This is a genomic window from Streptomyces sp. JLBT605 (assembly GCF_058215555.1).
In genome coordinates, this window is the sequence record NZ_CM177087.1 from 2,361,088 (window position 1) to 2,387,233 (window position 26,146).

The window sequence follows — 26,146 nt, forward strand, 5'->3', positions numbered from 1 at the left end:
GCAGGTCAGAACGTCAGGCTCAGACGCGCGTCAGCTCCGCGTCCGGGTCCTGGTTCCGCTGCGCCGACTGCTGCGCGGTCAGGTGCTTCTGCAGGCCCTCGCCCTCGACGTCCACATTCGGCAGCAGCTTGTCCAGCCACTTCGGCAGCCACCAGGCGGACTTGCCGAGCAGGGCCAGCACCGCCGGGACGATGGTCATCCGGACCACGAAGGCGTCGAAGAAGACCGCGATCGCCAGGCCGAAGCCGATCATCTTGACCATCTGCTCGGAGGAGCCGATGAAGCCGGAGAAGACGGCGATCATGATGATGGCCGCGGCGGTGACCACCCGGGCGCCGTGCCGGAAGCCGGTGACGATGGCCTCGCCGGGCTTCTCGCCGTGCACGTACGCCTCCCGCATCCGGGTCACGAGGAAGACCTCGTAGTCCATCGCGAGACCGAAGACCACACCGATCATGAAGATCGGCATCATGCTCATGATCGGGCCGGTCTCCTCGACGCCGAACAGACCGCCCAGCCAGCCCCACTGGAAGACCGCGACCACCGCGCCGAGCGCCGCGACCACCGAGAGCAGGAAGCCCAGGGCGGCCTTGAGCGGCACCAGCACAGACCGGAAGACGATCATCAGCAGCAGGAAGGCGAGGCCGACGACGAGCAGCAGGTAGGGCACCAGCGCGTCGTTCAGCTTCTTGGAGATGTCGATGTTCATCGCGGTGGTGCCGGTCACCAGCACCTCGGCACCCGTCTCGGCCTGGATCTTGTCGGCCGTGTCCCGGATCTCCGCGACCAGGTCCTCGGTGTCGACGCTGCTCGGCTTGTACTTGGAGATGACCGTCAGCAGGGCCGTGTCACCGGCCTTGTTGAAGGAGTGCTCGGTGACCGGGGAGACCATGGCGACACCCTTGTCCTTGAGTCCCTCAAGGGTGTCGTGGGCCTCCTTGACCGCGGCCTTGGGGTCCTTGCTGCCCTTGGCGTCGATGGCGATCATCAACGGGCCGTTGAGGCCGGGGCCGAAGCCCTCGGACACCATGTCGTACGCCTTGCGCTTGGTGCTGCTGGTCGGCTGGTAGCCGTCGTCCGGCAGGCCCAGCTCCAGCTTGGCGGCGGGGACCGCGGCGGCGCCCAGACCGATGATGCCGATCAGCAGGACGAGCACCGGGCGGCGCAGGATGCCACGCGCCCAGCGGGTGCCCATGTTGGGCTTGTCGGACTTGGCGGGCGCGTTGCCCTCCTCCATCCGCTTGCGCGCCTTCTTGCCGTAGACCCGCTTGCCCGCGAAGCCCAGCAGGGCCGGGATGAGGCTGATGGCGATGAGGACGGCGATGACGACCGTACCGGCGGCGGCCCAACCCATCTTGGTGAGCACCGGGATGTTGACCACGGCCAGGCCGACGAGCGCGATGACGACGGTCAGACCGGCGAAGACGACCGCGGAGCCCGCGGTACCGACCGCCCGCCCGGCGGCCTCCTCGCGCTCCCGGCCCTCGGCCAGCTCGGCTCGGTAGCGGGAGACGATGAAGAGGGCGTAGTCGATGCCGACCGCCAGGCCGATCATCATCGCCAGTGTGGAGGTCGTGTTCGACAGGCCCAGCGGGTGGGCCAGCGCGGTGATCGAGGAGATGCCGATGCCGACGCCTATCAGCGCGGTGAGCAGCGGCAGTCCGGCGGCGACCAGCGAGCCGAAGGTGATCGCGAGCACGACCGCGGAGATGGCGATACCGATGATCTCGGTGGCGCCCTGCTCGGGCATCTCCTCCAGCGCGTCACCGCCGATCTCGACGGCGAGGCCCGAGTCGCGGGCGTTCTCGCCCGCGTCCTTGAGCGCTTCCTTGGAGTCCTTGTCCATCTCCATCGCGTTGACCTTGTAGGAGGTCAGGATGTACGCGGTGGTGCGGTCCTTGCTCACGGCGCCGGTCAGATACGGATCGTCCACCCGGGCAATCTCGTCGGAGCTTCCCTTGAGCTCCTTGATGACCTTGGCGACGACGGCCTTGTTCTTGTCGTCGTCCATGTGCTGGCCCTTGGGGGCGCGGAAGACCACGCGGGCGGTGGCGCCGTCGGCGCTGACGTCCGGCATCCGCTCTTCCAGCAGGTCGAAGGCCTTCTGGGCCTCCGTACCGGGCACGGAGAACTCGTCATTGGGCGGGGTGCCAGCGCTGCCGGCGCCAACTATGGCGACCACGAGCAGTGCGATCCAGGTCAGTGCGACAAAGCGGCGTTTTCTGAACGCGAAACGGCCGAGTTTGTAGAGGAACGTGGCCACGAGGAGAGGTGCTCCCGTCGGGTAGGAGTGGCAACTGCGGAGACCGGCCCGGCGACGAGAGCGGCGTACCGGGTCGGGCGTGGACATGCTGGTGGTGCTGTTCTTGCTGGTGGTGCCGGGTGGTGCTGGTGGTGCTTCTCTATGCGGTTGTTCCGGTGCCGGTGAGGAGGGACGCGGGCACCGGTGGGGTCTTCAGACTCCGAGGGCGGGGAGGACCACGGCGTCGATGTAGGTGAGGAGGTATTCGGGGTCGGCCTCGGCGTCGTCGATCAGCGGGCGGGCCGTGAAGGCGCCGCACATCATGTGCGGCACATAGGCCAGAGCCGGCCGGTCCGGGGCGATCTCGCCACGGTCGACGGCACGCTTGAGCAGGCCGTCGAGAGCGGCGATCTCGGGGACGATCAGCAACTCCCGCAGCGCCTGCCGCAGATCGGGGTTCTCGTGGGCGGCGAAGCCGAGTCCGCGCATCAGCGCCGCGTCCTGCTCCGCCCGGTCACGACCGGAGAGCACGACCTCGCGCAGATCGCCGCGGAGCGATCCGGTGTCGATGTCCTCCAGCGAGACGGGCTTGGTGCTGCGCAGCGCCGTGACCACCAGCTGCGGCTTGCTCTTCCACTGCCGGTATAGCGTGGCCTTGCTGGAGCGCGTGCGGGCCGCGACGGCGTCCATGGTGAGGCTGTCGTAGCCGACCTCGGCGAGGAGTTCGACCACGGCTTCGTACAGCTCGACCTCCCGCTCAGGGGTCAGCCGGCTGCGGCGCGAGGGGGCCGATTCCACTGTCGTCGCCTCCATCTGCATCGCACACCCCCCCAATTCGAACGAAACGGTTTCGTACACATCCACCTTACGATATGACGTATCGAAACCCCTCGGTTTCGATGGTGTTCTCTGTCACAGAACAAGTTGCCGCGGGCAGCGGGGGCCGAAAGCATGGACTTGTGAGCGCCTATCTCCGGTTTCCTCATCTCCATGGCGACCTGCTGTGCTTCGCGGCCGAGGACGATCTGTGGGTGGCCCCGCTGGCCGCTCCGGGCTCGCCCGCCGGGCGGGCATGGCGGTTGACCGTCGACCGCACCCGCGTGGGACATCCCCGCTTCTCCCCCGACGGCTCCCAGATCGCCTTCACCACCTGGCGCAGCCTGGACCCCGAGATCCATCTGGCCCCGGTCGACGGCGGCACGACCCGCCGCCTCACCTACTGGGGCAGCATCGACGCTCGGGTCTGCGGCTGGACACCGCCGGACAAGGACGGCACCTCCCAGATCCTCGCCGTCTCCTCCCACGACCAGCCGTTCTCCTACTTCTCCTGGGCCTACACCCTGCCCACCGACGGCAGTCCGGGCGGGCGGCTGCCCTGGGGCCCGGTCTCCGACATCGCCGTCGGGGACGTGGACGGCGAGCGCCGCACCCTGCTGCTGACCGGCACCCCGCCGCACGAGCCGGCCGCCTGGAAGCGATATCGGGGCGGGGCCATGGGCCGGATGTGGCTGCACGGGACCCGGCTGCTCCCCGATCTCTACGGACATCTGGACTCGGTGATGTTCGTCGGCGGCCGGATCGCCTTCCTCTCCGACCACGAGGGTGTCGGCAATCTCTACTCCTGCGCGCCGGACGGCTCCGACCTGCGCCGGCACACCGATCACGACGACTTCTACGCCCGGCACGCGTCCACCGACGGCAGCCGCGTCGTCTACCAGTGCGCGGGCGACCTGTGGCTGGTGGACGACCTGAGCCCGGACGCCGGTCCCCGCCGGCTGGAGGTCCGGCTGGGCGGGCCGCGCGCCGGGCGGCGCGGCTACCAGGTGCCGGCCGCGGCACATGTCGACTCGCTCTCCGTGGACACCACGGGCCGGGCGAGCGCGGTGTGCGTGCGCGGCAGCCTGTACTGGCTGACCCACCGGGACGGCCCGGCCCGGGCGATCGCGGACACCCCCGGGGTGCGGATCCGGCTGCCCGAGATGCTGGGGTCGAGCGGGCGCGTCGCGTACGTCACCGATGCCGAGGGGGCGGACGCGATCGAGATCGCGCATCTGCCGCGGGTGAGCGGGCCCCGGCGGCCGCGGCGCATCGCGGTGGGCGAGCTGGGCCGGGTCCATGAGCTGCTGGCCTCGCCGGACGGGCGGCAGCTGGCGGTGGCCGCGGACGACGGCCGGCTGCTGCTGGTGAACGTGGACGAGGACGAGGGGGAGGCGCCGACGGCGGAACCGGCCGCACCGACGCCCGGCGGGCCGGGCGGGCCAGGCGGGCCGGAACCGGGCGCGCCCGGACCGGGTGCGCCGACGCCCGGAGAGCCGGGGCCGACGGCACCGGAACCGGGCGCCCCGGAACCGGGGGCGCCCGAACCCGGGGCGCCCCAGCCCGACGCGCCCGAACCCGGTGCGCCCCAGCCCGGTTCGCCGGAACCAGGCGCGCCGCAGCCCGGGACGCCCGAGCCCGGAGCACCGGAACCCGGGTCACCGGAACCAGGCGCAACTCAGCCCGGGACGCCGGAACCAGGCGCGCCGCAGCCCGGGGCACCGGGCGTCTCAGGCGAGCCCGGGGCCGGCGGGCCTGGCGCCGGCGGCAGCGAGCCCGGGGCGGGGGCCGGCGGGCCGGGAGCCGGGGCCGGCGGTGGCGCGCCGCGGCCAGGTGCGGTCGTCGAGCTGACCCGCTCGGTCAACGGACCAGTGCGCGACCTGGCCTTCTCCCCCGACTCGGCCTGGCTGGCCTGGTCGCATCCGGGGATCGGGCGGTCACTGCGGCAGATCAAGATCGCCCGGCTCAAGGACCGGACGATCGTGGACGTGACCAACGGCCGCTTCGAGGACGAGCAGCCGGTGTTCACCCGGGACGGCCGGTACCTGGCCTTCCTCTCCTGGCGCGGCTTCGACCCGGTCTACGACGTGCACACCGGCGACCTGTCCTTCCCGCTGGGCTGCCGCCCGTATCTCGTCCCGCTGTCCTCGGCCACCCCCTCCCCCTTCGCGCTCTCCCCCGAGGGGCGCCCGGCGGCCGGCGGGCTCGACCCCGAGGACTGGACCCGGCCCGGCATCGACGCGGAGGAGGGCGAGGCCGGCGGCGAGGGCCATGTGATGGTGGAGGTCGAGGGGCTGGCGAGCCGGGTGACGGTCTTCCCGGTGGCCGCCTCGAAGTACTCCTCCCTCCATCCGGTCAGCGGCGGCGGGCTGGTGTGGCTGCGCTGGCCGATCTCCGGCGCGCTCGGCGAGACCTTCGCCAACCCCGCGGACACCTCCGGCCGCCCCACCCTGGAACACTTCGACCTGGTCAAGGCCAAGCGGACCGAACTCACCAGCGGCCTGGACTGGTTCGCGGTCAGCGGCGACGGCACCCGGCTGGTGGTCAACGACGAGGGCGAGCTGCGCGCGGCGCCCGCCAACGAGCCGGGCGACAGCGACTCGACCGTCTACATCGACATGCGGCGCATCCAGCACACGGTCGACCCGGCGGCGGAGTGGCGGCAGGCGTACGACGAGGCCGGGCGCATCATCCGCGCGTACTTCTGGGAGCCGGGGATGTGCGGCGTCGACTGGGACGGGGTGCTGGACCAGTACCGGCCACTGGTCGAACGGGTCGCCTCGCCCGACGAATTCGCCGACCTGCTGCGCGAGGTGCTCGGCGAGCTGGGCACTTCGCACGCCTACGTCGGGGTGGCCCGGCGCAATGAGGGGCCGCGCCACTACCAGCGGCCGATCGGCCTGCTGGGCGCCAACTTCGTCCATGGCAAGGACGGCTCCTGGACCGTCGCCCGCATCCTGCCCGGCGAGTCCTCCGACCTCCGGGCGCGTTCCCCACTGGCGGGCTCGGGCATCCGCGAGGGTGCCGTGCTGACCCATGTCGACGGCCGGCCGGTGGACCCGGTGGCCGGGCCGTATCCGCTGCTCACCGCGGCGGGCGGGACGACGGTGGAGCTGACCTTCGAGCAGGACGGGCATCAGCGCCGGGTGGCGGTCGTGCCGCTGATCGACGAACGCCCGCTGCGCTACCAGTACTGGGTGGCCAAACGCCGCGAGGTGGTCCGCGAGTTGAGTGGCGGCAAGTGCGGCTACCTGCACATCCCGGACATGGGCGGCTCGGGCTGGGCGCAGTTCAACCGCGATCTGCGCCGCGAGATGTCCTTCCCCGCACTGATCGTGGACGTCCGCGGCAACGCCGGCGGCAACATCAGCGAGCTGGTGGTCGAGGCCCTCACCCGCACCGTCATGGGCTGGGACCTCACCCGCAACGCCCAGCCCGTGTCGTACACCAGCAACGCCCCGCGCGGCCCGATCGTCGCGATCGCGGACGAGATGACCTCCTCCGACGGCGACATGATCACCGCCGCGTTCCGGCTGCTGGGCATCGGCCCGGTGGTGGGCCTGCGCACCTGGGGCGGGGTGGTGGGGATGACCGGCCGGCACCGGCTGGTGGACGGCACCACGATCACGGTTCCGATGAACGCCGCGTGGTTCGACGCGTACGGCTGGGGCGTGGAGAACCACGGCGTCGAGCCGGACATCGAGGTGGAGCGCACCCCGCTGGACTGGGCCGAGGGCCGGCACAAGCAGATGGACGACGCGGTACGGGTCGCCCTCGACCTGCTGGAGCGGCACGGTTCGGCGGGCCCGCCGGACTACTCGGACGTGCCGGACCGGCGGCGGCCGAAACTCCCGCCCCGCAACGGGAGCTGACGGGGGCCGGCGGGAGCCAACGGCGGTCGGTCGGCACGCAGAAGGGGGCATGGAGAAGGGGGCGCACTCCGCGGGGTGCGCCCCCTTTCGTTTCCCTCACGCGGTGCACGCGCGTGAGGGAGTCAGAAGTCCAGCTCTTCCTGGGTGTCTTCGGGTCGCTGGGCGTCCTCGCGGCGCGGCTGCTCCCGCTCGCGGTCCTGGCTCGTGTCGCGAGCCTGCCGACCACGCTCCTGCGCCTGCTCCTTGGCCTGCTGGGCCTTCCGCTTGGCCTGCTGGGCCTTGCCCTGCATCTCGTCCTTGATGCCCATCGGTGTCACTCCTCAGTGGGTGATAGGGGGTTGGGCCCCGACCAGACTGACACGCAGCGAAATACTTCGCATTCCGGACCGGCAAATGGGCATCGCCGCAGGTCAGCGCCGTCTACCCAGGGTGAACGGCTCAGCCCCCGCGCTCCGCGCGCGCCTTCTCGTCCGCCGCGCCGCCCGCGCCCACCAGCCCTCGGGACATGGTGCCCAGCCGGGGCGCGAAGCGCCGCACCTCGCGCTGTCCGACGGTGGCGATGAGCCCGGGCAGGTAGCCGCGCACCGACTGCATGCCGCGCAGCCACCACTGCGCGTAGACATGCGGTGAGCGGCGCTCGATGCCCGCCACGATGCGGTCGACCGCCGGGCCCAGCGGGTAGGTGCGGTTGGACGGCCAGGGCAGCCGCTGCCGCAGCTCGCGCATCACCTCGTCCTGGTCGGCGCCGCGCACCATGTCGGTGTCGGTCCAGCTCAGATAGCCGACCCCGACCCGCACGCCCTGGTAGCCGACCTCGGCGCGCAGGCTGTGCGCGAAGGCTTCCACCCCGGACTTGGAGGCGCAGTAGGCCGTCATCATCGGGGCCGGGGTGATCGCGGCGAGCGAGGCGATCTGGAGGAAGTAGCCACGGCTGGCGGCGAGCGCGGGCAGGAAGGCCCGGCAGGTGACCGCGGAGCCGATCAGGTTGACCTCGATCACCCGCCGCCATGCCTGGGGGTCGGAGTCGGCGAACGGGCCGCCGGTGGCGACACCGGCGTTGGCGACGACGATGTCCACCGTGCCGAAGTGGTCCCGGACTTCCTCGGCGACCCGTGCCATCGCCTCGTGGTCGGTGACATCGGCGTGCCAGTACGCCGACTCGGTGTGCAGCCGCTCCGACACCGCCTTCAGCTCGTCCGGCTCGAGTCCGACCAGCGCCACCCGGGCGCCGCGCGCGGAGAGCTTGCGGGCGAGCAGTTCGCCGACGCCGCGCGCGGCACCCGTCACCACGGCCACCTGGCCCTCCAGGCTCCTGCGTGCGCTCATGCCGTTCGCTCCTTCGGTTCGTCGGTGTGCTGTGCGGTGTGCTGCACCGTGCTCTGTGCCGGGTTCTGTGCGGTGTGCTGTGCCGTGTGCCGAGTGTTCCGCGCGGCGGGCTGCCGGGGGACCTGGTCCCGCGCACGTTCAGGGTTCCCGTCGGCGGTCAGATAGCGGGTGACGAGGTCGCGGATGCCACCGCTGATCGCCGCCGGGTCCTCGATCGGGGTCATGTGCCCGAGCCCGGGCAGTTCGGTCAGCCCGACGCACTCCGGCAGGCGTGCGGCGATCTCGCGCGCGTGCCGGATCGGGGTGAGCCGGTCGTCGGTGCCCTGCATCACCAGGGTCGGCACGTCCAGCCGGGCCACTTCGGCATCCAGGTCCAGGGTCGCCAGCACCCGGCCCCAGTCGGCTCGTACGCCCCGGGGACAGGCGTAGACGATCCGGGTACCCGCCTCGACCATCAGCGGCGTCGCACGGCGGCCCATGGTCACGTACCGCACCGAGAGCCGGGCCAGCGGGGTGACCGGGCCCAGGGCGGCGCGGGCGATCACCAGCAGCCGGGTCAGGGCGGTGCGGATCCGGCCCTCGGGCAGCGGCCAGACCGTGCACACCTCGACCAGCCGGGAGCTGCCGGTGCTGCACAGCAGCAGGGCCGCGGCGTGCTCGCGCAGCTCCGGGCGGTCGGCGGCGGCCATCAGGGTCATCCCGCCCATGGAGTGACCGGCCAGCACCGCCCGCTCACCCGGTTCCAGGGTGGCCTTGACCACCGCGACCAGGTCGTCGGCGAGGGCGCGGGTGCTGCACCCGTCCCGGCCGGCCGCCGGGCTGCGGCCGTGGCCGCGCTGGTCGTAGACGATGACCCGGTGCTCGGCCGACAGCTGCCGCAGGACCGCCGCCCAGAAGACGGTCGAGCAGGTCCAGCCGTGCACCAGCACGACGGCCGGGGCGCCGTCCGGGCCGTGCACCTCGGCGTGGATCCGGGAGCCGTCGGCCGAGGTGACCGTCAGCTCGCGGCGCGGTGCGGGCGGCGCGTACGGGCCGACCAGCCCGCGAGGCCGGCGGCTCACGCGGCCACCTCCCCAGAACCCTCGGCCCCGGCAGGCGCGGAGGCTTCGGCGGACGCGGAGGCTCCGGCGGGCGCGGCTGGGGCTGGGACCGCGGCTCCCGCGGACGCGGCTCCCGCGGACCGCCGGGCGGCGTCGGGCCGGGCGGCCGGGGCGCGCAGCACCTCGTACTCCGCGAGGTCGACCCGCGCGGTGGCCCGCCGGAACTCGCCCGTGGTGCCGGGCCACACGGTGGTGTTGCGTCCGGCCGCGTCCAGGTACCAGCTGTCGCAGCCGCCGGTGTTCCACACCGTGCGCCGCATCCGCTGCTGGATGTGCGAGGTCCAGGAGTCGACCGCGGAGCGTCGGGCGTTCAGCGCGGCCTTGCCTTCCCGGCCGCCCAGCATGTTCAGCTGCCGCAGATAGTCCGCCAGGTAGTTCAGCTGGGACTCGATCATCAGGATCATCGAGCTGTTTCCCAGGCCGGTGTTGGGCCCGATGATGGTCAGGAAGTTGGGGAAGCCGGTCGCGGTGGTGCCGCGCAGCCCCTCCATGCCGTCCTTCCACGCCTCGGCGAGGGTGATGCCATCGGCCCCGGTGACGCGTTGCGCGATCGGCATGTCGGTGACGTGGAAGCCGGTGCCGAAGATGATCACGTCGGCCTCGCTCTCCGTACCTCCCCCAGAGCCTCCGGCCTGGGAGGTACCCCCAGCGGCGATCAGCGTGGAACCGCGCACCTCCGTCAGCCCCGAGGCGATGACCTCGGTGTTGGCGGCGGCGAGCGCCGGATAGTAGCTGTTGGACAGCAGGATGCGCTTGCAGCCGATGCGGTAGTCGGGGGTGAGCTTGGCACGCAGCGCCGGATCCTTCACGGCCCGCCGCATGTGCGCCTTGGCCAGGTTCTCGACCAGGCCGAGTTCGCGGGGCCGCTTGGTGAAGGCGCTGACCTGGAGCTCCCGCAGTCCCCACAGCGCGCCGCGGCGCAGCGCGCGGGTGGCCGGCACCCGGCTGTGCAGCCAGCGCTCAACGCCGGTGATCCGGCGGTCCATGCGCGGCAGGACCCAGGCGGGGGTGCGCTGGAAGAGGGTGAGCCGCTCGACCTCCGGCTGGATGGCGGGCACGATCTGGATCGCCGAGGCGCCGGTGCCGATCATCGCGACGCGCTTGCCGCGCAGGTCGGCGTCGTGGTCCCAGCGGGCGGAGTGGAAGACCTTGCCGGGGAAGGAGTCCAGGCCCGGGATGTCGGGGATCCGTGGGTCGGAGAGCGGCCCGGTCGCGGAGACCACCACATCGGCGGTGAGCCCGCCGCGCGTGGTGGTGATCTCCCAGTGCAGCGCGTCCCCGTCCCAGCGCAGGCTCCGCACCTCGGAGTCGAAGCGCAGGTGCGGGCGGAGCCGGAAGGTGTCGGCGACGTGCTCCAGGTACGCGCGGATGTGCGGCTGGCCGGAGAAGTTCCGCGGCCACTCGGGGTTGGGCGCGAAGGAGAACGAGTACAGATGCGAGGGCACGTCGCAGGCGCACCCGGGGTAGGTGTTGTCCCGCCAGGTGCCGCCGACCGCCCCGGCCCTCTCCAGCACCACGAAGTCGGTGATGCCCTCGCGGCGCAGCCGGACGGCGGCCCCCAGGCCGCCGAATCCGGATCCGATCACCGCCACCCGTACGTGCTCACGCGTCAGCCCCGCCATGGCGCCGCCTCCCGAGTCCCTTGAAACCGCCCGCCGAATGCCCATGAAGCCGTCGGCGCCCGCAACCGCGCCAGTAATCACTGGCACGATCGCAGGGTAGGGCAGGGAGCTACTCGGCGGTAGGGGTGTGACAACAGGAGTTACCGCCGGTTGCACCCAGGTGGTCGCCGAGGGGGGCCCGTCACCCACCACCCCCTCGAAGGAAGGCGCCCGGACTTCGTCCGCGGGCCCCTACGCTGTTGGCGTGGCGAAGAGCGAACAGGCGCGCGAGTACCGGGTGGCGGAGCTGGCCAAGGCGGCCGGCATCACCGTCCGCACCCTCCGCTTCTACCGGGAGCGCAAGCTCATCGATCCCCCGCGCCGCGAGGGCCGCATCGCCTGGTACAACGACCACCACCTGGCCCGGCTGCGCACCATCGCCGCGCTGCTGGAGCGGGGCCACACCCTGGGCGGCATCGCGGACCTGCTCACCGCCTTCGAAAGCGGCCGGGACGTCGGCGAGCTGCTCGGCCTGGAGAGCGCGCTCCCCGTCCCCTGGTCCGAGGAGACCCCGGTCCGGCTGACCCCCGAGGAGCTGGCCGACTACTTCGAGGGCGAGGTCACCGCGGAGAACCTGGCCGCCTCGCTCGACCTCGGCTATCTGGCGGTCGACGGCGACAGCATCGTGCACATCAGCCGCCGCCTGCTGGATGCCTCCAGCGCCCTGGTCGACCATGGCATCCCGCTGGCCGCGGTCCTCGGCGTCGCCCGGGAGCTGCGCACCCAGGTGGACGCGATCGCGGGCGCGTTCACCGAGCTGATCCGCACCCATGTGCTGGCCGAGGCCCTGGAGCGCCCGGCGGACACGGCGGACGGTCCGGAGGGCAAGCAGGCCGCGGACGAGACGGCGGACGGGGAGGGCAGGCAGGCGGTGGCCGGCCGGGGCGGTGCGGCGGACACGCCCCTCGCGGACCGGGCGGAGGTGACCCGTATCACCGAGATCGTCGAGCGGCTGCGCCCGATCGCCAAGAGCGTGGTGGACGCGGAGCTGTCCATGGCGATGGACCGCCGGATGCGCAGCGAGCTGGCGGCCTGGCTCAAGGAGCAGGCGGACCGGCCGGAGCCGCCGCCCCATTGACCAGGTGACGCGCTCGGGTGACCGCGCGTGCGCTACAGCTCGTACACCACGGTGACCGGCGCGTGGTCCGACCAGCGCTGGTCATAGCTCGCGGCCCGCTCCACCTGCGCCTTGACCGCGCGCTCGGCCAGCCGGGCGGTCGCCACGTGGTAGTCGATGCGCCACCCGGAGTCCCGGTCGAACGCCTGGCCCCGGTAGGACCACCAGGAGTACGGGCCGTCGACGCCCGGGTGCAGCGCGCGCACCACATCGACGTACTCCGCCTCGTCGAAGACCCGCGTCAGCCAGGCGCGCTCCTCCGGCAGGAACCCCGCGCTCTTGCGGTTGGCCTTCCAGTTCTTCAGGTCGGCCTCCTGGTGCGCGATGTTCCAGTCGCCGCAGACCAGCACGGAGCGTCCATCCGCCGCGGACCGCTCGCGCAGCTCCTTGAGGTAGGGCAGGAACTCCGCCATGAAGCGCAGCTTCTCGTCCTGCCGCTCGGTGCCGACCTCACCCGAGGGCAGGTAGAGGCTGGCGACGGTGACACCGGGCAGGTCGATCTCCGCGTAGCGGCCGCTGCCGTCGAACTCGGCCGACCCGAAGCCGATCCGCACCTCGTCGGGCTCCCGCCGCGAGTAGAGCGACACCCCGGCCCGGCCCTTGGCGGCGGCCGGGGCGTGGACCGCGTGCCAGCCCTCCGGCTCCCGCGCCTCGACCGGGAGCTGCTGGGGCTCGGCCCGCACCTCCTGAAGGCACACCACGTCGGCGGTGGTCTCCGCCAGCCACGGAAGGAAGCCCTTCTTGGCGGCGGCGCGCAGCCCGTTCACATTGACGGTCGTCACAGTCAGCACAGCTTGCTCCCGAATCGCATAGGACCCGGGGCAGCCTACGTGCTCACCCGCTGCCGTACGATCGTACGAATGGAGATCCGCCGCGTCCGCTACGACCACCCAGACGCCGTCATGCTCAATGACGAGGTCCAGCTGGAGTACGCCGAGCGCTACGGCGACGGCGACATGACCCCGCTCGAACCGGCCCAGTTCGACCCGCCGCACGGGCTGTATCTCCTGGTGTACGACGCCCAGGGCCGCCCGGTCGCCTCCGGCGGCTGGCGCTCCCGGGAGCGGAGCGAGGAGGGGTACGCGGACGGGGACGCCGAGCTCAAGCGGATGTACGTGATCCGCGAGGCGCGCGGCCTCGGTCTGGCCCGCCGGGTCCTCGCCGAGCTGGAGGAGAGCGCGCGGGCGGCGGGCCGGGTGCGGATGGTGCTGGAGACCGGCATCAAGCAGCCGGAGGCCATAGCGCTGTACGCCTCCTCCGGGTATGTCCCGGTGACCAAGTTCGGGCTGTACCGCCACGAGGAGGCCAGCCGCTGCATGGGCAAGCCGCTGCGGCAGCCGACGCCGCCCTCCGTTCCGCCGGCTCGGCAGGCGTCGGCCCCTCAGTCGCCGGCCCCTCAGTCGCCAGCCTCTGAGACGTCGGCCCCCCAGCGCGGCTAGCAGCGCGCCCGAGCGGGCGGGCGCGGGGGCTCGCGCCCGCACCCTGGCATCCGCGCCCGGCCGCCGGCGAGATGGCCGGATTCCGGGGTTGGCCACGCCCGGGGGTGGGCAGTGAGGCCGAGAGCGGGTTGTCATGACCCGCTCACCTCACCCCCCACGAGGAGGCCCCATGTCCTTCCGTATGTCCTCCCGCACGTCCCGCAGACTCGTCCCCGCCGTGCCGGCCGCGCTCCTGGTCGCCCTGACCCTGTCCGGCGGACCGGCGACCGCCGCCCCCGCCGAGGGGCAGGACCGCGCCGCCGTGCCCCGGATCGTCACCTATGACGCGAGCGCCGCCGCCGAGTTCAAGAGCGCGGTGGACCGGGGCGCGGCGGTCTGGAACGAGAGCGTGGAGAACGTCGAGCTGCGTCCGGTGGCGGCCGGGCAGCGCGCCAACATCCGTGTCATCGCGGACAACGGCTGGCCCCGCGCGCTGCCGACCAGTCTCGGCAACGGCACGGTCTACATCGGGCGTCAGGCCGTCGACGAGGGCTACAACACCGTCCGGATCTCCGCCCATGAACTCGGCCACATCCTCGGACTGCCGGACCGGAAGCCCGGCCCCTGCTCCAGCCTGATGTCCGGTTCCACCGGCGGGGTCTCCTGCACCAACCCGTACCCGAACGCGGCGGAGAAGGCGGAGGTCGAGTCCGACTTCGGCGGCGCCTTCGCCGATCTCGCCGGGGTCCGGCCCACCCCGGTCTTCAAGGACTGAGCCCCGGCCGCTCGGGAACGGCAGCCCGTCGCCCCTCCGCTCCGCCGGCCCTCGGCTCCCGCTCGGGCGGTGAGTCCTCGTCATCGGCCACCCGGAGCGCCGGGGATTCCACCGCGCAGGGGAACGGCGGTGCGTGCCCGGGCGATGCGTGCCGCGAGCGGCAGACCGGCCTGGATCGCCGTCCCGACGCTGCCAACGGTGATGCCGGGTCAGACCGAAGCCATGTCCCCTCCGGCAGGTGCCCGTTGACGACAAGGTATCCCGCCGCGCCGACAACGCCGCTGAGGAGACACGGAAACGACGAAGGCCCCGGCTGATCGAGATGATCGGCCGGGACCTTCGTCTGTGCTGTGGACCTGAGGGGATTTGAACCCCTGACCCCCTCGATGCGAACGAGGTGCGCTACCGGACTGCGCCACAGGCCCTTGCAACGAGTGAAACTCTAGCATCCCCACGCGGGTGCTCTGAAATCCGTTCCCCCCTGGTCGGCGGCGCGGGACTCACTCGTTGGCGGCACGCGGTCGATCGTCGTCCGCGTACTGGTCGAACAGGGGGGTGCGGCCGCGGTCCCGGGTGCGACGGGAGCCGGTGGCCGGGCGGGACGAGGCGTCCGGGGCGGAGGCCGGCTGGCCCGCCGCGGGGTCAGCGGCGCTGGAGCGGGCGGAGCTCCAGGTGTCGGGGGCGTCCAGGTCGACGTTGCCGGTGGCGCGCGGGGCGACCGGGGCCGTGACGTAGGTGGGCAGCGGGACCGGCACCGGCTCCCAGCTCTCCCCGGCGGCCGGGCCCTGCTCGCGCTGCTGGTCCACCCACTCCGCGTGGTCGGTCTGCTCGACGAGGGCGCGGCGGTCCGCGGCGCGCGCCGAGGGGTCGGCGGCGGCCGCCTCCCCGGCCGGGCGGCGGTCGGCACGCCGGCCCTGGGCGGGCTCGGCGGCGCGGTCCGCGGGGCGGTCGCCGGGGCGGTCCGCGGCGCGGCGGTTCCCCCGGGTCTCGGAGCGGCGGTCTGAGCGGGTGTCCGAGCGGCGGTCCGGGCGGGCGTCGGAGCGGCGGTCCGGGCGGGCGTCGGAGCGGCGGTCCGGGGTGTGGTCACGCCGGTCCGGGGTGTGGTCACGCCGGTCCGGGGCGCGCTCGGGGGTACGCCGGTCCTGGTGGCGGTCCGGGGCGTCGGCGCGATGGCGGTCGGCGCGGGCGGCGCGGCCGGTGGCGGTGTCGCGCGGGCTGCCGTCGGACGGGTCCGGGTCGGCCGGGCCGGAGGCCGGGCGGGGCCGCGAGCCGCGCTCGCGGAGCCGCTGGGCGGCCAGCTCGGCGCGGCGCTGATCCATGGTGAAGGCGAAGCGCCGGCGCTCCTGAGCGCGCAGATGGACGATGTACGCGCTGAGCAGGACCGCCGGGATGCCGGGCGCCCACAGGAAGGCCAGGCCACCGACGGCCGCGACCACCGCGCCGAGGGTGAAGACGAGGAAGAGGACGACAGTGGTGCGCCGGCGGCGGGCGAGCACCTGCGCGCGCCGGGTGCGCTCGGCGGAACCGGCCGTCGGGACGCCGGAGCGGTCGGCGGCGGCCGGCTGGCCGGTGCGGTCAGCGCCGGGGTACTCGGCCGGGACGGACGCGGAGTGGTCGATCGCGGTGGCGCTCAGCGGGGGTGCCGGATCGCCGGCGGCGGGGTCGACAAAGGCCCGGACGTCGACCAGGTCGGTCTGCGCGTCCGGGTCCGTCACGCCCCGCCCGTGGTCCGCGGGATCCATCCCCTCCTCGGGGAGGTCCGCGTCCTCGGCGGCACGCGCCTGGAGGTCCCTGGCGTACCGGCGCTCCATCGCCGCCCGACCGGACAGGAGCCGGATGGCGGTACTGAAGCGCTCGGTCGGACGGGCCTCGTTGAGCTCGTCCTGCCTACGGAGCCACATGGGCACCAGGTAGGCGGCCCAGGCCCCGACGATGACTGCGTAGATGAGGCCACTGCTGCTCACGCTCACACGGTAGAGGGGTTTCCACGGGGCAATCGGCCAATTGGCGCGGTGTGTCGCACGATCTGGCTGATATCTCGAACATTTTTTGTGATTGTTGAGATGAGTGGAGGGGAATTGTGTTCACTTGATGGCTAATTTCGAACACACATTTTATTTCTGCGATGCCCCAGGCTGCAGCCGGTGCCACCGGGTGAGCAGTCCCTCCGGCACCTCCTCGGCGGTCATGGCGTAGACCAGGTGATCCCGCCAGGCCCCGTCGATGTGGAGATAGCGGGGCCGCAGCCCCTCCTCGCGGAATCCGAGTTTCTCCACGACGCGGCGGCTGGGCGCGTTCTCCGGCCGGATGCACACCTCGATCCGGTGCAGTCCGACGTTGCGGAAGCAGTGGTCGACGGCGAGGGCCACGGAGGTGGGCATCACTCCGCGCCCGGCGACGGCCTGGTCGATCCAGTAGCCGATGTGGCCCGAGCACATCGAGCCCCAGGTGATTCCGGCGACGGTCAACTGCCCGGCCAGCCGGCCCCGGTGCTCGACGACGAACGGCAGCATCCGCCCGGCGCGCGCCTCGGCCCGCAGGTGGCGGACCATCTGCCGGTAGGTGGGCCGGTGGGTGACCGGCCCGCCCGGCGGAGGCGGGGGGATGGTGGCCTCCCAGGGGCGCAGCCAGTCGCGGTTGCGCTGGTTGACCTCCCGCCAGGCGTCCTGGTCGCGCAGCCTTATCGGGCGGAGGGCCGTGTCGCCGTCCACCAGACGCACCGGCCACCAGGCGCTCAGCTCGGGCTCCCGGGAACGGTGACGGGTCTGGGGTGGTCACCGCCGCGGATCTGGTCGACGGCGTGGACCAGCAGCCGGCCGAGGACGGCGAGACCGTCCCGGACCCCGCCGGTCGAACCCGGCAGATTGACGATCAGGGTGGTCCCGGCCACCCCGGCCAGGCCCCGGGAGAGCGCGGCGGTGGGCACCGTGGCGAGCCCCTCGGCGCGGATCGCCTCCGCGATGCCGGGGATCTCGTAGGCCAGGACCCGGCGGGTGGCCTCCGGGGTGCGGTCGGTGGGCGAGATCCCGGTGCCGCCGGTGGTGACCACGGCGTCGTAACCGGAGGCCACCGCCTCGCGCAGGGCCGCCTCGACCGGTTCGCCGTCCGGCACCACCCGGGGCCCGTCGACCGCGAAGCCGAGCCCGGCCAGCCCCTCGGCGACGAGCGGCCCGCCCTTGTCGGGGTAGACCCCGGCGGCGGCGCGGTTGGAGGCGGTGACCACCAGCGCGCGGTACGCGGGGGCGTCCGGGTCCGCGGGGCCGGTCACGCGCGGCTCCAGTCGCCGGACTTGCCGCCGGTCTTCTCCTCGACCCGCACGTCCGTGATCACGGCGGCCTTGTCGACCGCCTTGACCATGTCGATCACGGTGAGCGCGGCGACGCTGACGGCGGTCAGCGCCTCCATCTCCACCCCGGTGCGGTCGGTGGTCTTCACCGTGGCGAGGATCTCGACCGCGTCGTCGGTGACGGCCAGGTCGACCTTGACACCGGAGACCGCCAGCGGATGGCAGAGCGGGATCAGCTCCGGGGTCCGCTTGGCGCCCATGATCCCGGCGATGCGGGCGGTGGCCAGGGCGTCCCCCTTGGGCACCCCCTCGCCGCGCAGCAGCTCCACCACGCGCGGCGAGACCAGTACGCGGCCGCTGGCGCGGGCGGTGCGCGCGGTGACGTCCTTGGCCGAGACGTCCACCATGCGCGCGGCACCGGCGTCGTCGAGGTGGGTGAGATGGTCCTGGGCGCTGCTCATCGTTCTCCCGGTCCGGGCCGCATGGCTCCTGTGGGACGACACCGTACCCGCCACGGGCCCCGGTTACGTGAGCAGGACCACGTCGATCTCGGTGCCGGCGGCGACCTCGGTGGAGTCCTCGTCGACCACGATCAGCGCGTTGGCCTGGGCGAGCGCCTTCACCAGGTGTGAGGAGGCGCCGCCCACCGGGGTGACGGTGCCCACCTCGCCGGCTGCCGCCGGCTCGTACCGGCCGCGCAGGAACTGCCGCCGGCCCGCCGGGGAGGAGGCGATGGCCTCGGCGCACACCGCCCGCCGGGTGGTGCGGTGCACCGACTCCAGGCCCATCAGGGTGCGGATCACCGGGCGCACGAACAGCTCGAAGGAGACGTAGGCGCTGACCGGGTTCCCGGGGAGGGCCAGCAGCGGGACGCGGTCCGGGCCGATCCGGCCGAAGCCCTGGGGCTTGCCCGGCTGCATGGCCACCTTCCGGAACTCGATCTCGCCGCCCATCGCCTCCTTGACCACGTCGTACGCGCCGACGCTGACCCCGCCGCTGGTGACGATGACGTCGGCGCGGATCAGCTGGTCGTCGATGGTGGCGTGTAGGGTCTCCGCGTCGTCGGCGACCGCCCCGGCGCGGTAGGCGATGGCACCGGCGTCCCGGGCGGCGGCGGTGAGCTGGAAGCTGTTGGAGTCGTGGATCCGGCCGGGGGCGAGCTCCTCGCCGGGCTGGACCAGCTCGCTGCCGGTCGACATCACCACCACCCGCGGGCGGGGGCGGACCGTCACGGTGGCGCGGCCGATGGCGGCCAGCAGCCCGATCTGCGGGGGGCCCAGGACCGTGCCGGCGGCCAGCGCCAGCTCGCCGGTGGTGACGTCGCTGCCGCGGGCGCGGACATGCTGCCGGGCGGTGGCCGGGCGGTGGATCCGGACCTCGCCGGTGGCGCCCTCCGGGGCGGCGCTGTGCGCGCGCATGGTGGCGGCGGGGCCCTGGCCGGTGCCGCCGTCGGTCCACTCGACGGGCACCACGGCCTCGGCGCCGGGCGGCAGCGGGGCGCCGGTCATGATGCGGGCGGCCTCGCCGGGGCCGACCGTGGGCAGCTCGCCGCTGCCGGCCGCGACGTCCCCGATGACGGTGAGCCGCACCGGCGAGTCCTCGCTCGCACCCGCGACGTCGGCCACTCGCACCGCATAGCCGTCCATGGAGCTGTTGTCGAAGGGCGGCAGGGCACCGGGAACGGTGACGTCCTCGACCAGCACGCAGCCCTGGGCCTCCAGGATCCGCAGCTCGATGGGCTCCAGCGGGCGGATCCTGGTGAGGATGTCGTCGAGGTGCTCGGCCACCGACCACAGCCGGTCCCGGTCCGCCTCGCGGACCGGGCCGCCGCCTCCGGACGGGCCGCCACCGTGGCCGGGGCCGCCGTGGCCGCCATGGCCGGACCCGGCGCCATGGCCCAGGGCACCGCCGCTGCCCGGGCCGCCGCCGTGCTCCGGGGCGGGACGGTGACCGGGGCCGGGGCCCTGGCCGGCGGCCTGTGCTGCGGTGCTGCTCAAAGTGCTACATCTCCTCGTCGACGTAACTGCGGAGCCAGGCTCGGAAGTCCGGTCCCAGATCTTCACGTTCGCACGCGAGTCTGACAATGGCACGCAGATAATCGCCGCGGTCCCCGGTGTCGTACCGGCGGCCCTTGAAGACGACGCCGTGCACCGGGCCGCCGAGGTCCGGGTCGGTCGCCAGCGCCTGGAGCGCGTCGGTCAGCTGGATCTCACCGCCCCGGCCCGGCTTGGTCTCGCGGAGCACGTCGAAGACGGCGGGGTCGAGCACATAGCGGCCGATGACGGCGTAGTTGCTGGGCGCGTCGGCCGCGTCCGGCTTCTCCACCAGCCCGCTGACCTGCACCACGTCTTCCTCGAAGGTCGGCTTGACGGCGGCGCAGCCGTAGAGGTGGATCTGCGCGGGGTCGACCTCCATGAGGGCGATGACGCTGCCGCCGTGCTCCTCCTGGATCTCGACCATCCGGGACAGCAGCGGGTCGCGGGCGTCGATCAGGTCGTCGCCGAGCAGGACGGCGAAGGGCTGGTCGCCGACGTGCGGCGCGGCGCACAGCACGGCGTGCCCGAGGCCGCGCGGGTCCCCCTGGCGGACGTAGTGCATGGTCGCGAGGTCGCTGGACTCCTGGACGCGGGCGAGCCGGGTCTCGTCGCCCTTGCGGGTCAGCAGCTCCTCGAGCTCGTAGTTGCGGTCGAAATGGTCCTCCAGCGGGCGCTTGTTGCGGCCCGTGATCATGAGGACGTCCGACAGCCCGGCGGTCACCGCCTCCTCCACGACGTACTGGATCGCCGGCTTGTCGACTACCGGCAGCATCTCTTTTGGCGTGGCCTTCGTCGCCGGGAGGAAGCGGGTGCCCAGTCCGGCGGCAGGGATGACAGCCTTGCTGATCCGAGGACGCGATTGAGTCATGTCCCGAACCCTATCGGGTGCCTTTGGGCGGATGATGTGGGTTCGGTGAATATGACATGAGACAAGGGATATGCGCACCCCTATGACCAGACCCGACGACGCTACTAAGGCCGGATTGCGGAAACGTCTCCTCGCGGTGAGATCCGCGTTGACTGAAGATGACGTGGAGGCGGCGGAGTCGGGGCTGGCGCGGCACGCGCTCCAGCTGCCCGAGCTGGCGGCCGCCGGGACGGTCGCGGCCTATGTGTCGGTGGGGCGCGAGCCCGGCACCCGGGCCCTGCTGGATGCGCTGCGCGCCCGGGGCGTCCGGGTGCTGCTGCCGGTGCTGCTCCCCGACAACGATCTGGACTGGGGTGTCTACGAGGGGGCCGGGCGGCTGGAGCGCGCCGCGCGCGGGCTGCTGGAGCCGGCCGGGGAGCGGCTGGGCCGCGATGCGGTGCTGGCCGCGGACACCGTGCTGCTGCCCGGCCTGGCGGTCGACCGCACCGGGCTGCGGCTGGGCCGCGGCGGCGGCTCCTACGACCGGGTACTGGCCCGGATCGACGCGGCGGGGGCGACGCCCGCGCTGGTGGTGCTGGTGTACGACGCGGAACTGCTGGACCGGGTGCCGGGCGAGGCGCACGACCGGCCGGTGCGGGCGGCGGTGACGCCGTCGGGGGTGCGGCGCTTCGCCCCCTGATACCGCTTTGTCCCCAAATGCCGGACGGGCTGCATTCGCAGCCCGTCCGACGCTTGAGGACATGTGCACCGCTACGGCGTGAGCGCCAGTTCGTCATCGGTGGACGACTTGACCGCCCGCTCGCTGAACACCCAGGGCAGCAGCTCGCCCTTGACCCACTTGCCCGTCTGGTCGGTGTAGTGGTCGTGGTAGGCGTGGCCGGAGGCGCCGGTGAGGTTGATCCAGCGGGACTTGTCGAGGTCCTTGAGGTTGACCACCATGCGCATCGAGGGGACCCACGAGACGCCGTAGCCGCCCGCCGCGTTCCAGCCGGTGGCGTTCACCGCCGCCTCACCGCCGCTGAGGTTCCACGGGCCGCGGTTGAGGAGCCACTGCACATAGCCGGGGCCCTCCTTGCCGAGCGTCTGGTTCTTCAGGGTCAGGCGGTGCAGCCGGCCCCAGCTCCAGCCGTCGATGTCCTTGCCGAGCTTCGCGGTGAGCTCGTAGCGGGCCTCCTTCATCGCCTTGGCCAGCAGCTCGTCGCGGTTGGTGGCGCCGGGCTCGGCCTGCGTGCCGGAGGTCTTCCACCAGTCGTTCTTCGGGTCGTCGAGCAGCTTGCGTACGACCTCGTACCAGCGGTCGCCGCCGTCCGGCTGGGCGGAGTCCTCGTCGCGCTCGCCGCACTCGCGGACCCTGCGGGTGTTGCCGTCGAGGTCCTCGACCGGTCCGGAGTCGTCGGCGGGCCGGACCCACAGGCACTGGCCCTTGACCCGCATCTCCTTGGGCAGCTTGTTACCGAAGGCGAACATCAGGGTGTTGCGCCAGACGGCGTTGAAGTACGCGGCGGCCGCGGAGTCGGCGTCCTGGGTGTAGTCCCAGCCCTCCAGCAGCTCCTGCGCCTCGCGGATGTAGCCGTCCTTGATGTTGATCTTGAGCAGGTAGGGCGTCAGCAGCTCGGCGATCTCGCTGCTGTTGTCCATCTGCATCTTCTGCATGTCGTCGGTCGAGATCTTCCCGTTGTCCTTGATCTTCGACTCGATGAGGTCGTTGATCCGCTGGCTGCGGGCGCCGTAGCCCCAGTCGTCGGTCAGCTGGTAGCGGTACTTGTCGTCCACCACGGCCTGGTTGGCGGTGACGATGTAGCCGCGCTTGGGGTTCTTCTCCCACGGCAGCGCGGACTGCGGGATGTAGCCCTTCCACCGGTAGGCCGGGTCCCAGCCGGGGGCGGGGTAGCGTCCGTCGCCCTTGCCGCGGACCGGGATCAGGCCGGGGGCCTGGTAGCCGATGTTGTCGTCGGTGTCCGCGTAGATGAGGTTCTGCGCGGGGACGGCGAAGTCGGCGGCGGCCTTGCGGAAGGCGGTGAAGTCCTGCGCGGCGTTGAGCTCGAAGACCGCGTCCATGCTCTTGGACGGGGTCAGCGCGGTCCAGCGCAGCGACACCGCGTAGCCGTCGCCGCGGTCCGGGGCGACGTTGCCGACCGGAGCGTTCTCGCCGACCTCGTCCAGCTCGTCGTCGAGCACGTCGTCACGGTCGGAGATCAGCGGCCGCCCGTCCTGGGTGGAGCGGACGGTGATCGTGCGGCTCTTGCCGCCCGCGACCTTGATGGTCTCCTTGCGGGTGATGAACTTCTTCTGCTCGCCGCCGTAGAGGTAGCTGTCGGCGGTGACCTTCTCCAGGTAGAGGTCGGAGACGTCGGCGCCGAGGTTGGTCATCCCCCAGGCGATCTTGGCGTTGTGGCCGATGATCACGCCCGGCATGCCGGAGAAGGTGAAGCCCGCCACGTCATACGGGCAGGAGGCGTCGACCCGGTTGCAGTGCAGGCCCATCTGGTACCAGACGGAGGGCAGCTGCGGGGCCAGGTGCGGGTCGTTGGCGAGCAGCGGCTTGCCGGTGGCGGTGTGCTTGCCGGAGACGACCCAGGAGTTGGAGCCGATGCCGGAGCCGTTGGGCCCGAGCAGCGCGGGAAGCTTCTCGACCGTGCCGGAGAGCCGGGACAGCTGGCTCTGCATGCCCTGCGCGGTGGACTGCGAGGCGCTGCCGCCGGTGGCGGGAGTGGCCCCCGTGGCGCCTCCCTCGGTGGCGCCGCCGGGGGTGGTGGAGCCGGGGAGGCCCCCGCCGGGGGTCTGCTCACCGGCGGCCGGAGTGGTGCCCTTGGCGTCGAAGCGGCCGGTGACCGGGTCGACCGAGCCGCCCTCGATGATCGGCTTGTTCCGCTCGTACGGATAGGGCGGGTACAGCTCCTCGATCTGCTTGTGGCTCAGGCGGGCGGCGGACAGCGCGCGGTCGATCTCGTCCTGCATGTTGCCGCGCAGGTCCCAGGCCATGGCCTTGAGCCAGGCGACGGAGTCGACCGGGGTCCACTTCCCGGGCTTGTAGTCGTTGACGAAGTCCAGGGCCGCGTACTCGACCGAGAGCTCCTTGCCGTGGTGGTCCTTGAGGTAGGCGTTGACCCCGTCGGAGTAGGCCTGGAGGTACTTCTTCGTCTGCGGCGACAGCTTGGTGTCGTACTCCTGCTGCGCGACGCGCCGCCAGCCCAGGGTGCGCAGGAAGGCGTCGGTCTCCACCTGGTCCTTGCCGAACATCTCGGACAGCCGGCCCGCCGTCAGGTGGCGGCGCACGTCCATCTCCCAGAAGCGGTCCTGCGCCTGCACGTAGCCCTGGGCGCGGAAGAGGTCCTCGGGGGTGTCGGCGTAGATCTGCGGGATGCCGTATCCGTCGCGCTTGACCTGGACCGGCCCGGACAGCCCCTTGACCTGGATGGATCCGGTGGTCTCCGGGAAGGAGGCGCGCACCGTGCTGATGCTCCAGTAGGTCCCGTAGCCGACGCCCGCCACAAGCAGCAGCACGACTGCGATCACGATCAGGCGGGCACGTCGGCCCTTCTTCTTACGAGAAGGGCCGTTTTCGTTGGCGGGCATCGCTGTCCTTCGAGGGGCAGGGTGGTCCTGGAGTGCTGGAGCAACCATAGGCGCAGCGCCCGGGCGGTCCTTAACGGGAGTCTTCTCCAGGGGCGGGAGGCAGCCGCCGCCCGCTGGGACTCGCGTCAAGAACCCGTAAAATGTTAGGCAAGGCAATGAAGTTCCGGTCAGCCGGGAGGACGTCACGAAGGAACGTTCCGGCTGAAATCCGCGAGAAAGGCTCGGCCCCTGACTGTTCACCACCTCAACGAACTCCTGCTGATCGGCTCGCTCGTCCTCCTCGTGGCGGTGGTGGCGGTGCGGGTCTCCACCCGCAGCGGGCTGCCCACGCTGCTCATCTACCTCGGCATCGGTGTCGCCATCGGACAGGACGGCATCGGCGTCAGGTTCGACGACGCCCAGCTGACCCAGGTCCTCGGCTACGCGGCACTGGTCGTGATCCTGGCCGAGGGCGGTCTCGGCACCAAGTGGCGGGAGATCAGACCGGCCTTGCCGACGGCGGCGATGCTCGCCACGGTCGGTGTCGCGGCGAGTGTGGGGATCACCGCGGCGGCCGCGCACTTCCTGGTGGGACTCGACTGGAAACAGTCGCTGATCATCGGTGCGGTGGTGTCGTCCACGGACGCGGCGGCGGTCTTCTCGGTGCTGCGCCGGGTGCCGTTGCCGCCGAAGCTGACCGGTGCCCTGGAGGCGGAGTCCGGATTCAACGACGCCCCCGTGGTGATCCTGGTGGTGGCCTTCTCCGCGCACGGCCCCATCGAGGACTGGTACGTGCTGATCGGCAAGATCGCCGTGGAGCTGGCGATCGGCGCGGCGGTCGGTGTGGCGGTCGGCTGGCTCGGCGCCTTCGGGCTGCGGCACGTGGCGCTGCCCGCCTCCGGCCTGTACCCCATCGCGGTGATGGCCATCGCGGTCACGGCGTACGCGGCCGGGGCGCTGGCGCACGGCTCCGGCTTCCTCGCGGTCTACCTCGCCTCGCTCCTGCTGGGCAACGCCAAACTGCCGCACGCGCCCGCCACCCGCGGCTTCGCCGAAGGGCTGGGCTGGATAGCCCAGATCGGGATGTTCGTGCTGCTCGGCCTGCTGGTCACCCCGCATGAGCTGGGCGACGACATCTGGCCGGCGGTGGTGGTGGGCCTGGCACTGACGATGGTGGCCCGGCCGCTGTCGGTGATGCTGAGCGTGGCGCCGTTCCGGATGCCCTGGCAGGAGAAGGCGCTGCTGTCCTGGGCCGGGCTGCGCGGCGCGGTGCCCATCGTGCTGGCCACCATCCCCATGGTGAGCGAGGTACCGGACAGCCGCCGGATCTTCAACGTGGTCTTCGTCCTGGTGATCATCTACACCCTGGTCCAGGGCCCGACGCTGCCCTGGCTCGCCACCCGGCTGCGACTGGGCGACCGGGACATGGCATCCGACCTGGGCATCGAGTCCGCGCCGCTGGAGCGGCTCCGCGGCCACCTGCTGTCGGTGACCATCCCGGCGGAGTCGCGGATGCACGGCGTGGAGGTCAGCGAGCTGCGGCTGCCGGCCGGGGCCGCGGTCACCCTGGTGGTGCGGGACGGCAAGAGCTTCGTACCGCTGCCGTCCACGGTGCTGCGGCGCGGCGACGAACTGCTGGTCGTCGCCACCGACCCGGTGCGGGACGCGGCGGAGGCCCGGCTGCGGGCGGTCGCCAGGGGCGGCAAGCTGGCCGGCTGGCTGGGCGCGGACGGGTAGCCGGAGGGGGAGACGGGGGCGCCGGGGCTGCGGCGCTGGGCGGGGCCGGCCGGCGGCGAGCGGCGGACGTCGCCCGCCAGGTGCCGAGCGTGGCCGCTTCAGTGACCGGGAACACCGCATGACCTGGGTGGACGGTGATCTGGACCACTCCGGCCCCGCCGGATCACCAGGTAACATAACCGGGCAAGAACCAACCCAACTCTGTCTGATGCAGAGCTGGCGCGACCGCACGGCGGCCGCGGTCCCCGTCCGAGGGCGACCGGTCCGGCATCTACCACGGTCCCGCGCAGAGAGGACAGCTCTCGGCGCGCTCCGCGGCAACCCCGGCACGAGTGCG

Annotated in this window: 20 protein-coding genes and 1 tRNA gene; 6 read left to right on the forward strand and 15 right to left on the reverse strand. The window is 72.4% G+C overall.

Annotated elements, in window-relative coordinates:
• Nucleotides 1-19 precede the first annotated feature (19 nt).
• A complete protein-coding gene (locus AC4BDD_RS10575) occupies nt 20-2,263 on the reverse strand; it encodes an MMPL family transporter (protein WP_490690743.1) in 2,244 nt (747 codons plus the stop codon).
• Between the two features lie 192 nt (nt 2,264-2,455).
• Nucleotides 2,456-3,055, reverse strand: a complete 600-nt coding sequence (locus AC4BDD_RS10580; protein WP_490690744.1) for a TetR/AcrR family transcriptional regulator — start codon at nt 3,053-3,055, stop codon at nt 2,456-2,458.
• Between the two features lie 146 nt (nt 3,056-3,201).
• Here AC4BDD_RS10580 and AC4BDD_RS10585 point away from each other — a divergent pair, with 146 nt between their 5' ends.
• Entirely contained in the window at nt 3,202-6,930 is a 3,729-nt protein-coding gene (locus AC4BDD_RS10585) for a S41 family peptidase (protein ID WP_490690745.1), read from the forward strand.
• Nucleotides 6,931-7,052: 122 nt separating this feature from the next.
• Here the strand turns inward: AC4BDD_RS10585 and AC4BDD_RS10590 are convergent, their stop codons facing one another.
• From AC4BDD_RS10590 to AC4BDD_RS10605, 4 genes are all read right to left on the reverse strand, one after another.
• Nucleotides 7,053-7,238, reverse strand: a complete 186-nt coding sequence (locus tag AC4BDD_RS10590) for a hypothetical protein (protein ID WP_490690746.1) — start codon at nt 7,236-7,238, stop codon at nt 7,053-7,055.
• Between the two features lie 130 nt (nt 7,239-7,368).
• A complete protein-coding gene (locus tag AC4BDD_RS10595) occupies nt 7,369-8,256 on the reverse strand; it encodes an SDR family oxidoreductase (protein ID WP_490690747.1) in 888 nt (295 codons plus the stop codon).
• Entirely contained in the window at nt 8,253-9,317 is a 1,065-nt protein-coding gene (locus AC4BDD_RS10600; RefSeq protein WP_490690748.1) for an alpha/beta fold hydrolase, read from the reverse strand. Before AC4BDD_RS10600 ends, AC4BDD_RS10595 begins: the two co-directional genes overlap by 4 nt.
• Nucleotides 9,314-10,978 (reverse strand): flavin-containing monooxygenase, encoded by a 1,665-nt coding sequence (locus AC4BDD_RS10605; RefSeq protein WP_490690749.1) that lies wholly within the window; start codon nt 10,976-10,978, stop codon nt 9,314-9,316. The genes AC4BDD_RS10600 and AC4BDD_RS10605 overlap by 4 nt, the downstream gene beginning before the upstream one ends.
• 244 nt (nt 10,979-11,222) lie before the next feature.
• On the opposite strand from AC4BDD_RS10605, the gene AC4BDD_RS10610 reads away from it, so the two are divergent.
• On the forward strand, nt 11,223-12,095 hold the full coding sequence (locus AC4BDD_RS10610) for a MerR family transcriptional regulator (protein ID WP_490690750.1): 873 nt from the start codon (nt 11,223-11,225) through the stop codon (nt 12,093-12,095).
• Nucleotides 12,096-12,127: 32 nt separating this feature from the next.
• On the opposite strand, the gene AC4BDD_RS10615 is transcribed toward AC4BDD_RS10610, so the two are convergent.
• Nucleotides 12,128-12,925, reverse strand: coding sequence for an exodeoxyribonuclease III (locus AC4BDD_RS10615; protein ID WP_490690751.1), 798 nt, complete (start codon nt 12,923-12,925; stop codon nt 12,128-12,130).
• Between the two features lie 69 nt (nt 12,926-12,994).
• On the opposite strand from AC4BDD_RS10615, the gene AC4BDD_RS10620 reads away from it, so the two are divergent.
• Both AC4BDD_RS10620 and AC4BDD_RS10625 read left to right on the forward strand, forming a co-directional pair.
• Nucleotides 12,995-13,573 (forward strand): GNAT family N-acetyltransferase, encoded by a 579-nt coding sequence (locus AC4BDD_RS10620; protein WP_490690752.1) that lies wholly within the window; start codon nt 12,995-12,997, stop codon nt 13,571-13,573.
• 169 nt (nt 13,574-13,742) lie between these two features.
• On the forward strand, nt 13,743-14,327 hold the full coding sequence (locus tag AC4BDD_RS10625; protein ID WP_490690753.1) for a snapalysin family zinc-dependent metalloprotease: 585 nt from the start codon (nt 13,743-13,745) through the stop codon (nt 14,325-14,327).
• A 351-nt stretch (nt 14,328-14,678) separates the two neighbouring features.
• Here AC4BDD_RS10625 and AC4BDD_RS10630 read toward each other — a convergent pair.
• The 7 genes from AC4BDD_RS10630 to galU all read right to left on the reverse strand — a co-directional run bounded on the left by AC4BDD_RS10630 (nt 14,679) and on the right by galU (nt 20,517).
• Nucleotides 14,679-14,752, reverse strand: a tRNA-Ala gene (locus tag AC4BDD_RS10630).
• A gap of 75 nt (nt 14,753-14,827) precedes the next feature.
• Nucleotides 14,828-16,291, reverse strand: a complete 1,464-nt coding sequence (gene sepX / locus AC4BDD_RS10635; protein WP_490690754.1) for a divisome protein SepX/GlpR — start codon at nt 16,289-16,291, stop codon at nt 14,828-14,830.
• A gap of 150 nt (nt 16,292-16,441) precedes the next feature.
• Entirely contained in the window at nt 16,442-17,047 is a 606-nt protein-coding gene (locus AC4BDD_RS10640; RefSeq protein ID WP_490690755.1) for a GNAT family N-acetyltransferase, read from the reverse strand.
• Between the two features lie 14 nt (nt 17,048-17,061).
• Complete coding sequence (locus AC4BDD_RS10645; protein WP_490691733.1) at nt 17,062-17,607, reverse strand: MogA/MoaB family molybdenum cofactor biosynthesis protein; 546 nt, start codon at nt 17,605-17,607, stop codon at nt 17,062-17,064.
• Nucleotides 17,592-18,074: a cyclic pyranopterin monophosphate synthase MoaC gene (gene moaC / locus AC4BDD_RS10650; protein ID WP_490690756.1), complete on the reverse strand. Its 483-nt coding sequence runs from the start codon at nt 18,072-18,074 to the stop codon at nt 17,592-17,594. The genes AC4BDD_RS10645 and moaC overlap by 16 nt, the downstream gene beginning before the upstream one ends.
• Nucleotides 18,075-18,137: 63 nt before the next feature.
• A complete protein-coding gene (glp, locus tag AC4BDD_RS10655; protein ID WP_490691734.1) occupies nt 18,138-19,409 on the reverse strand; it encodes a molybdotransferase-like divisome protein Glp in 1,272 nt (423 codons plus the stop codon).
• Between the two features lie 205 nt (nt 19,410-19,614).
• Entirely contained in the window at nt 19,615-20,517 is a 903-nt protein-coding gene (gene galU / locus AC4BDD_RS10660) for a UTP--glucose-1-phosphate uridylyltransferase GalU (RefSeq protein WP_490690757.1), read from the reverse strand.
• Between the two features lie 82 nt (nt 20,518-20,599).
• Here galU and AC4BDD_RS10665 point away from each other — a divergent pair, with 82 nt between their 5' ends.
• A complete protein-coding gene (locus AC4BDD_RS10665) occupies nt 20,600-21,196 on the forward strand; it encodes a 5-formyltetrahydrofolate cyclo-ligase (protein WP_490690758.1) in 597 nt (198 codons plus the stop codon).
• A gap of 71 nt (nt 21,197-21,267) precedes the next feature.
• Here AC4BDD_RS10665 and AC4BDD_RS10670 read toward each other — a convergent pair whose 3' ends face one another.
• Nucleotides 21,268-24,093, reverse strand: coding sequence for a penicillin acylase family protein (locus AC4BDD_RS10670; protein WP_490690759.1), 2,826 nt, complete (start codon nt 24,091-24,093; stop codon nt 21,268-21,270).
• A 201-nt stretch (nt 24,094-24,294) separates the two neighbouring features.
• Between AC4BDD_RS10670 and AC4BDD_RS10675 the strand changes: the two genes are divergently transcribed.
• Nucleotides 24,295-25,809: a potassium/proton antiporter gene (locus AC4BDD_RS10675; RefSeq protein WP_490691735.1), complete on the forward strand. Its 1,515-nt coding sequence runs from the start codon at nt 24,295-24,297 to the stop codon at nt 25,807-25,809.
• The last annotated feature ends 337 nt before the right edge of the window (nt 25,810-26,146 follow it).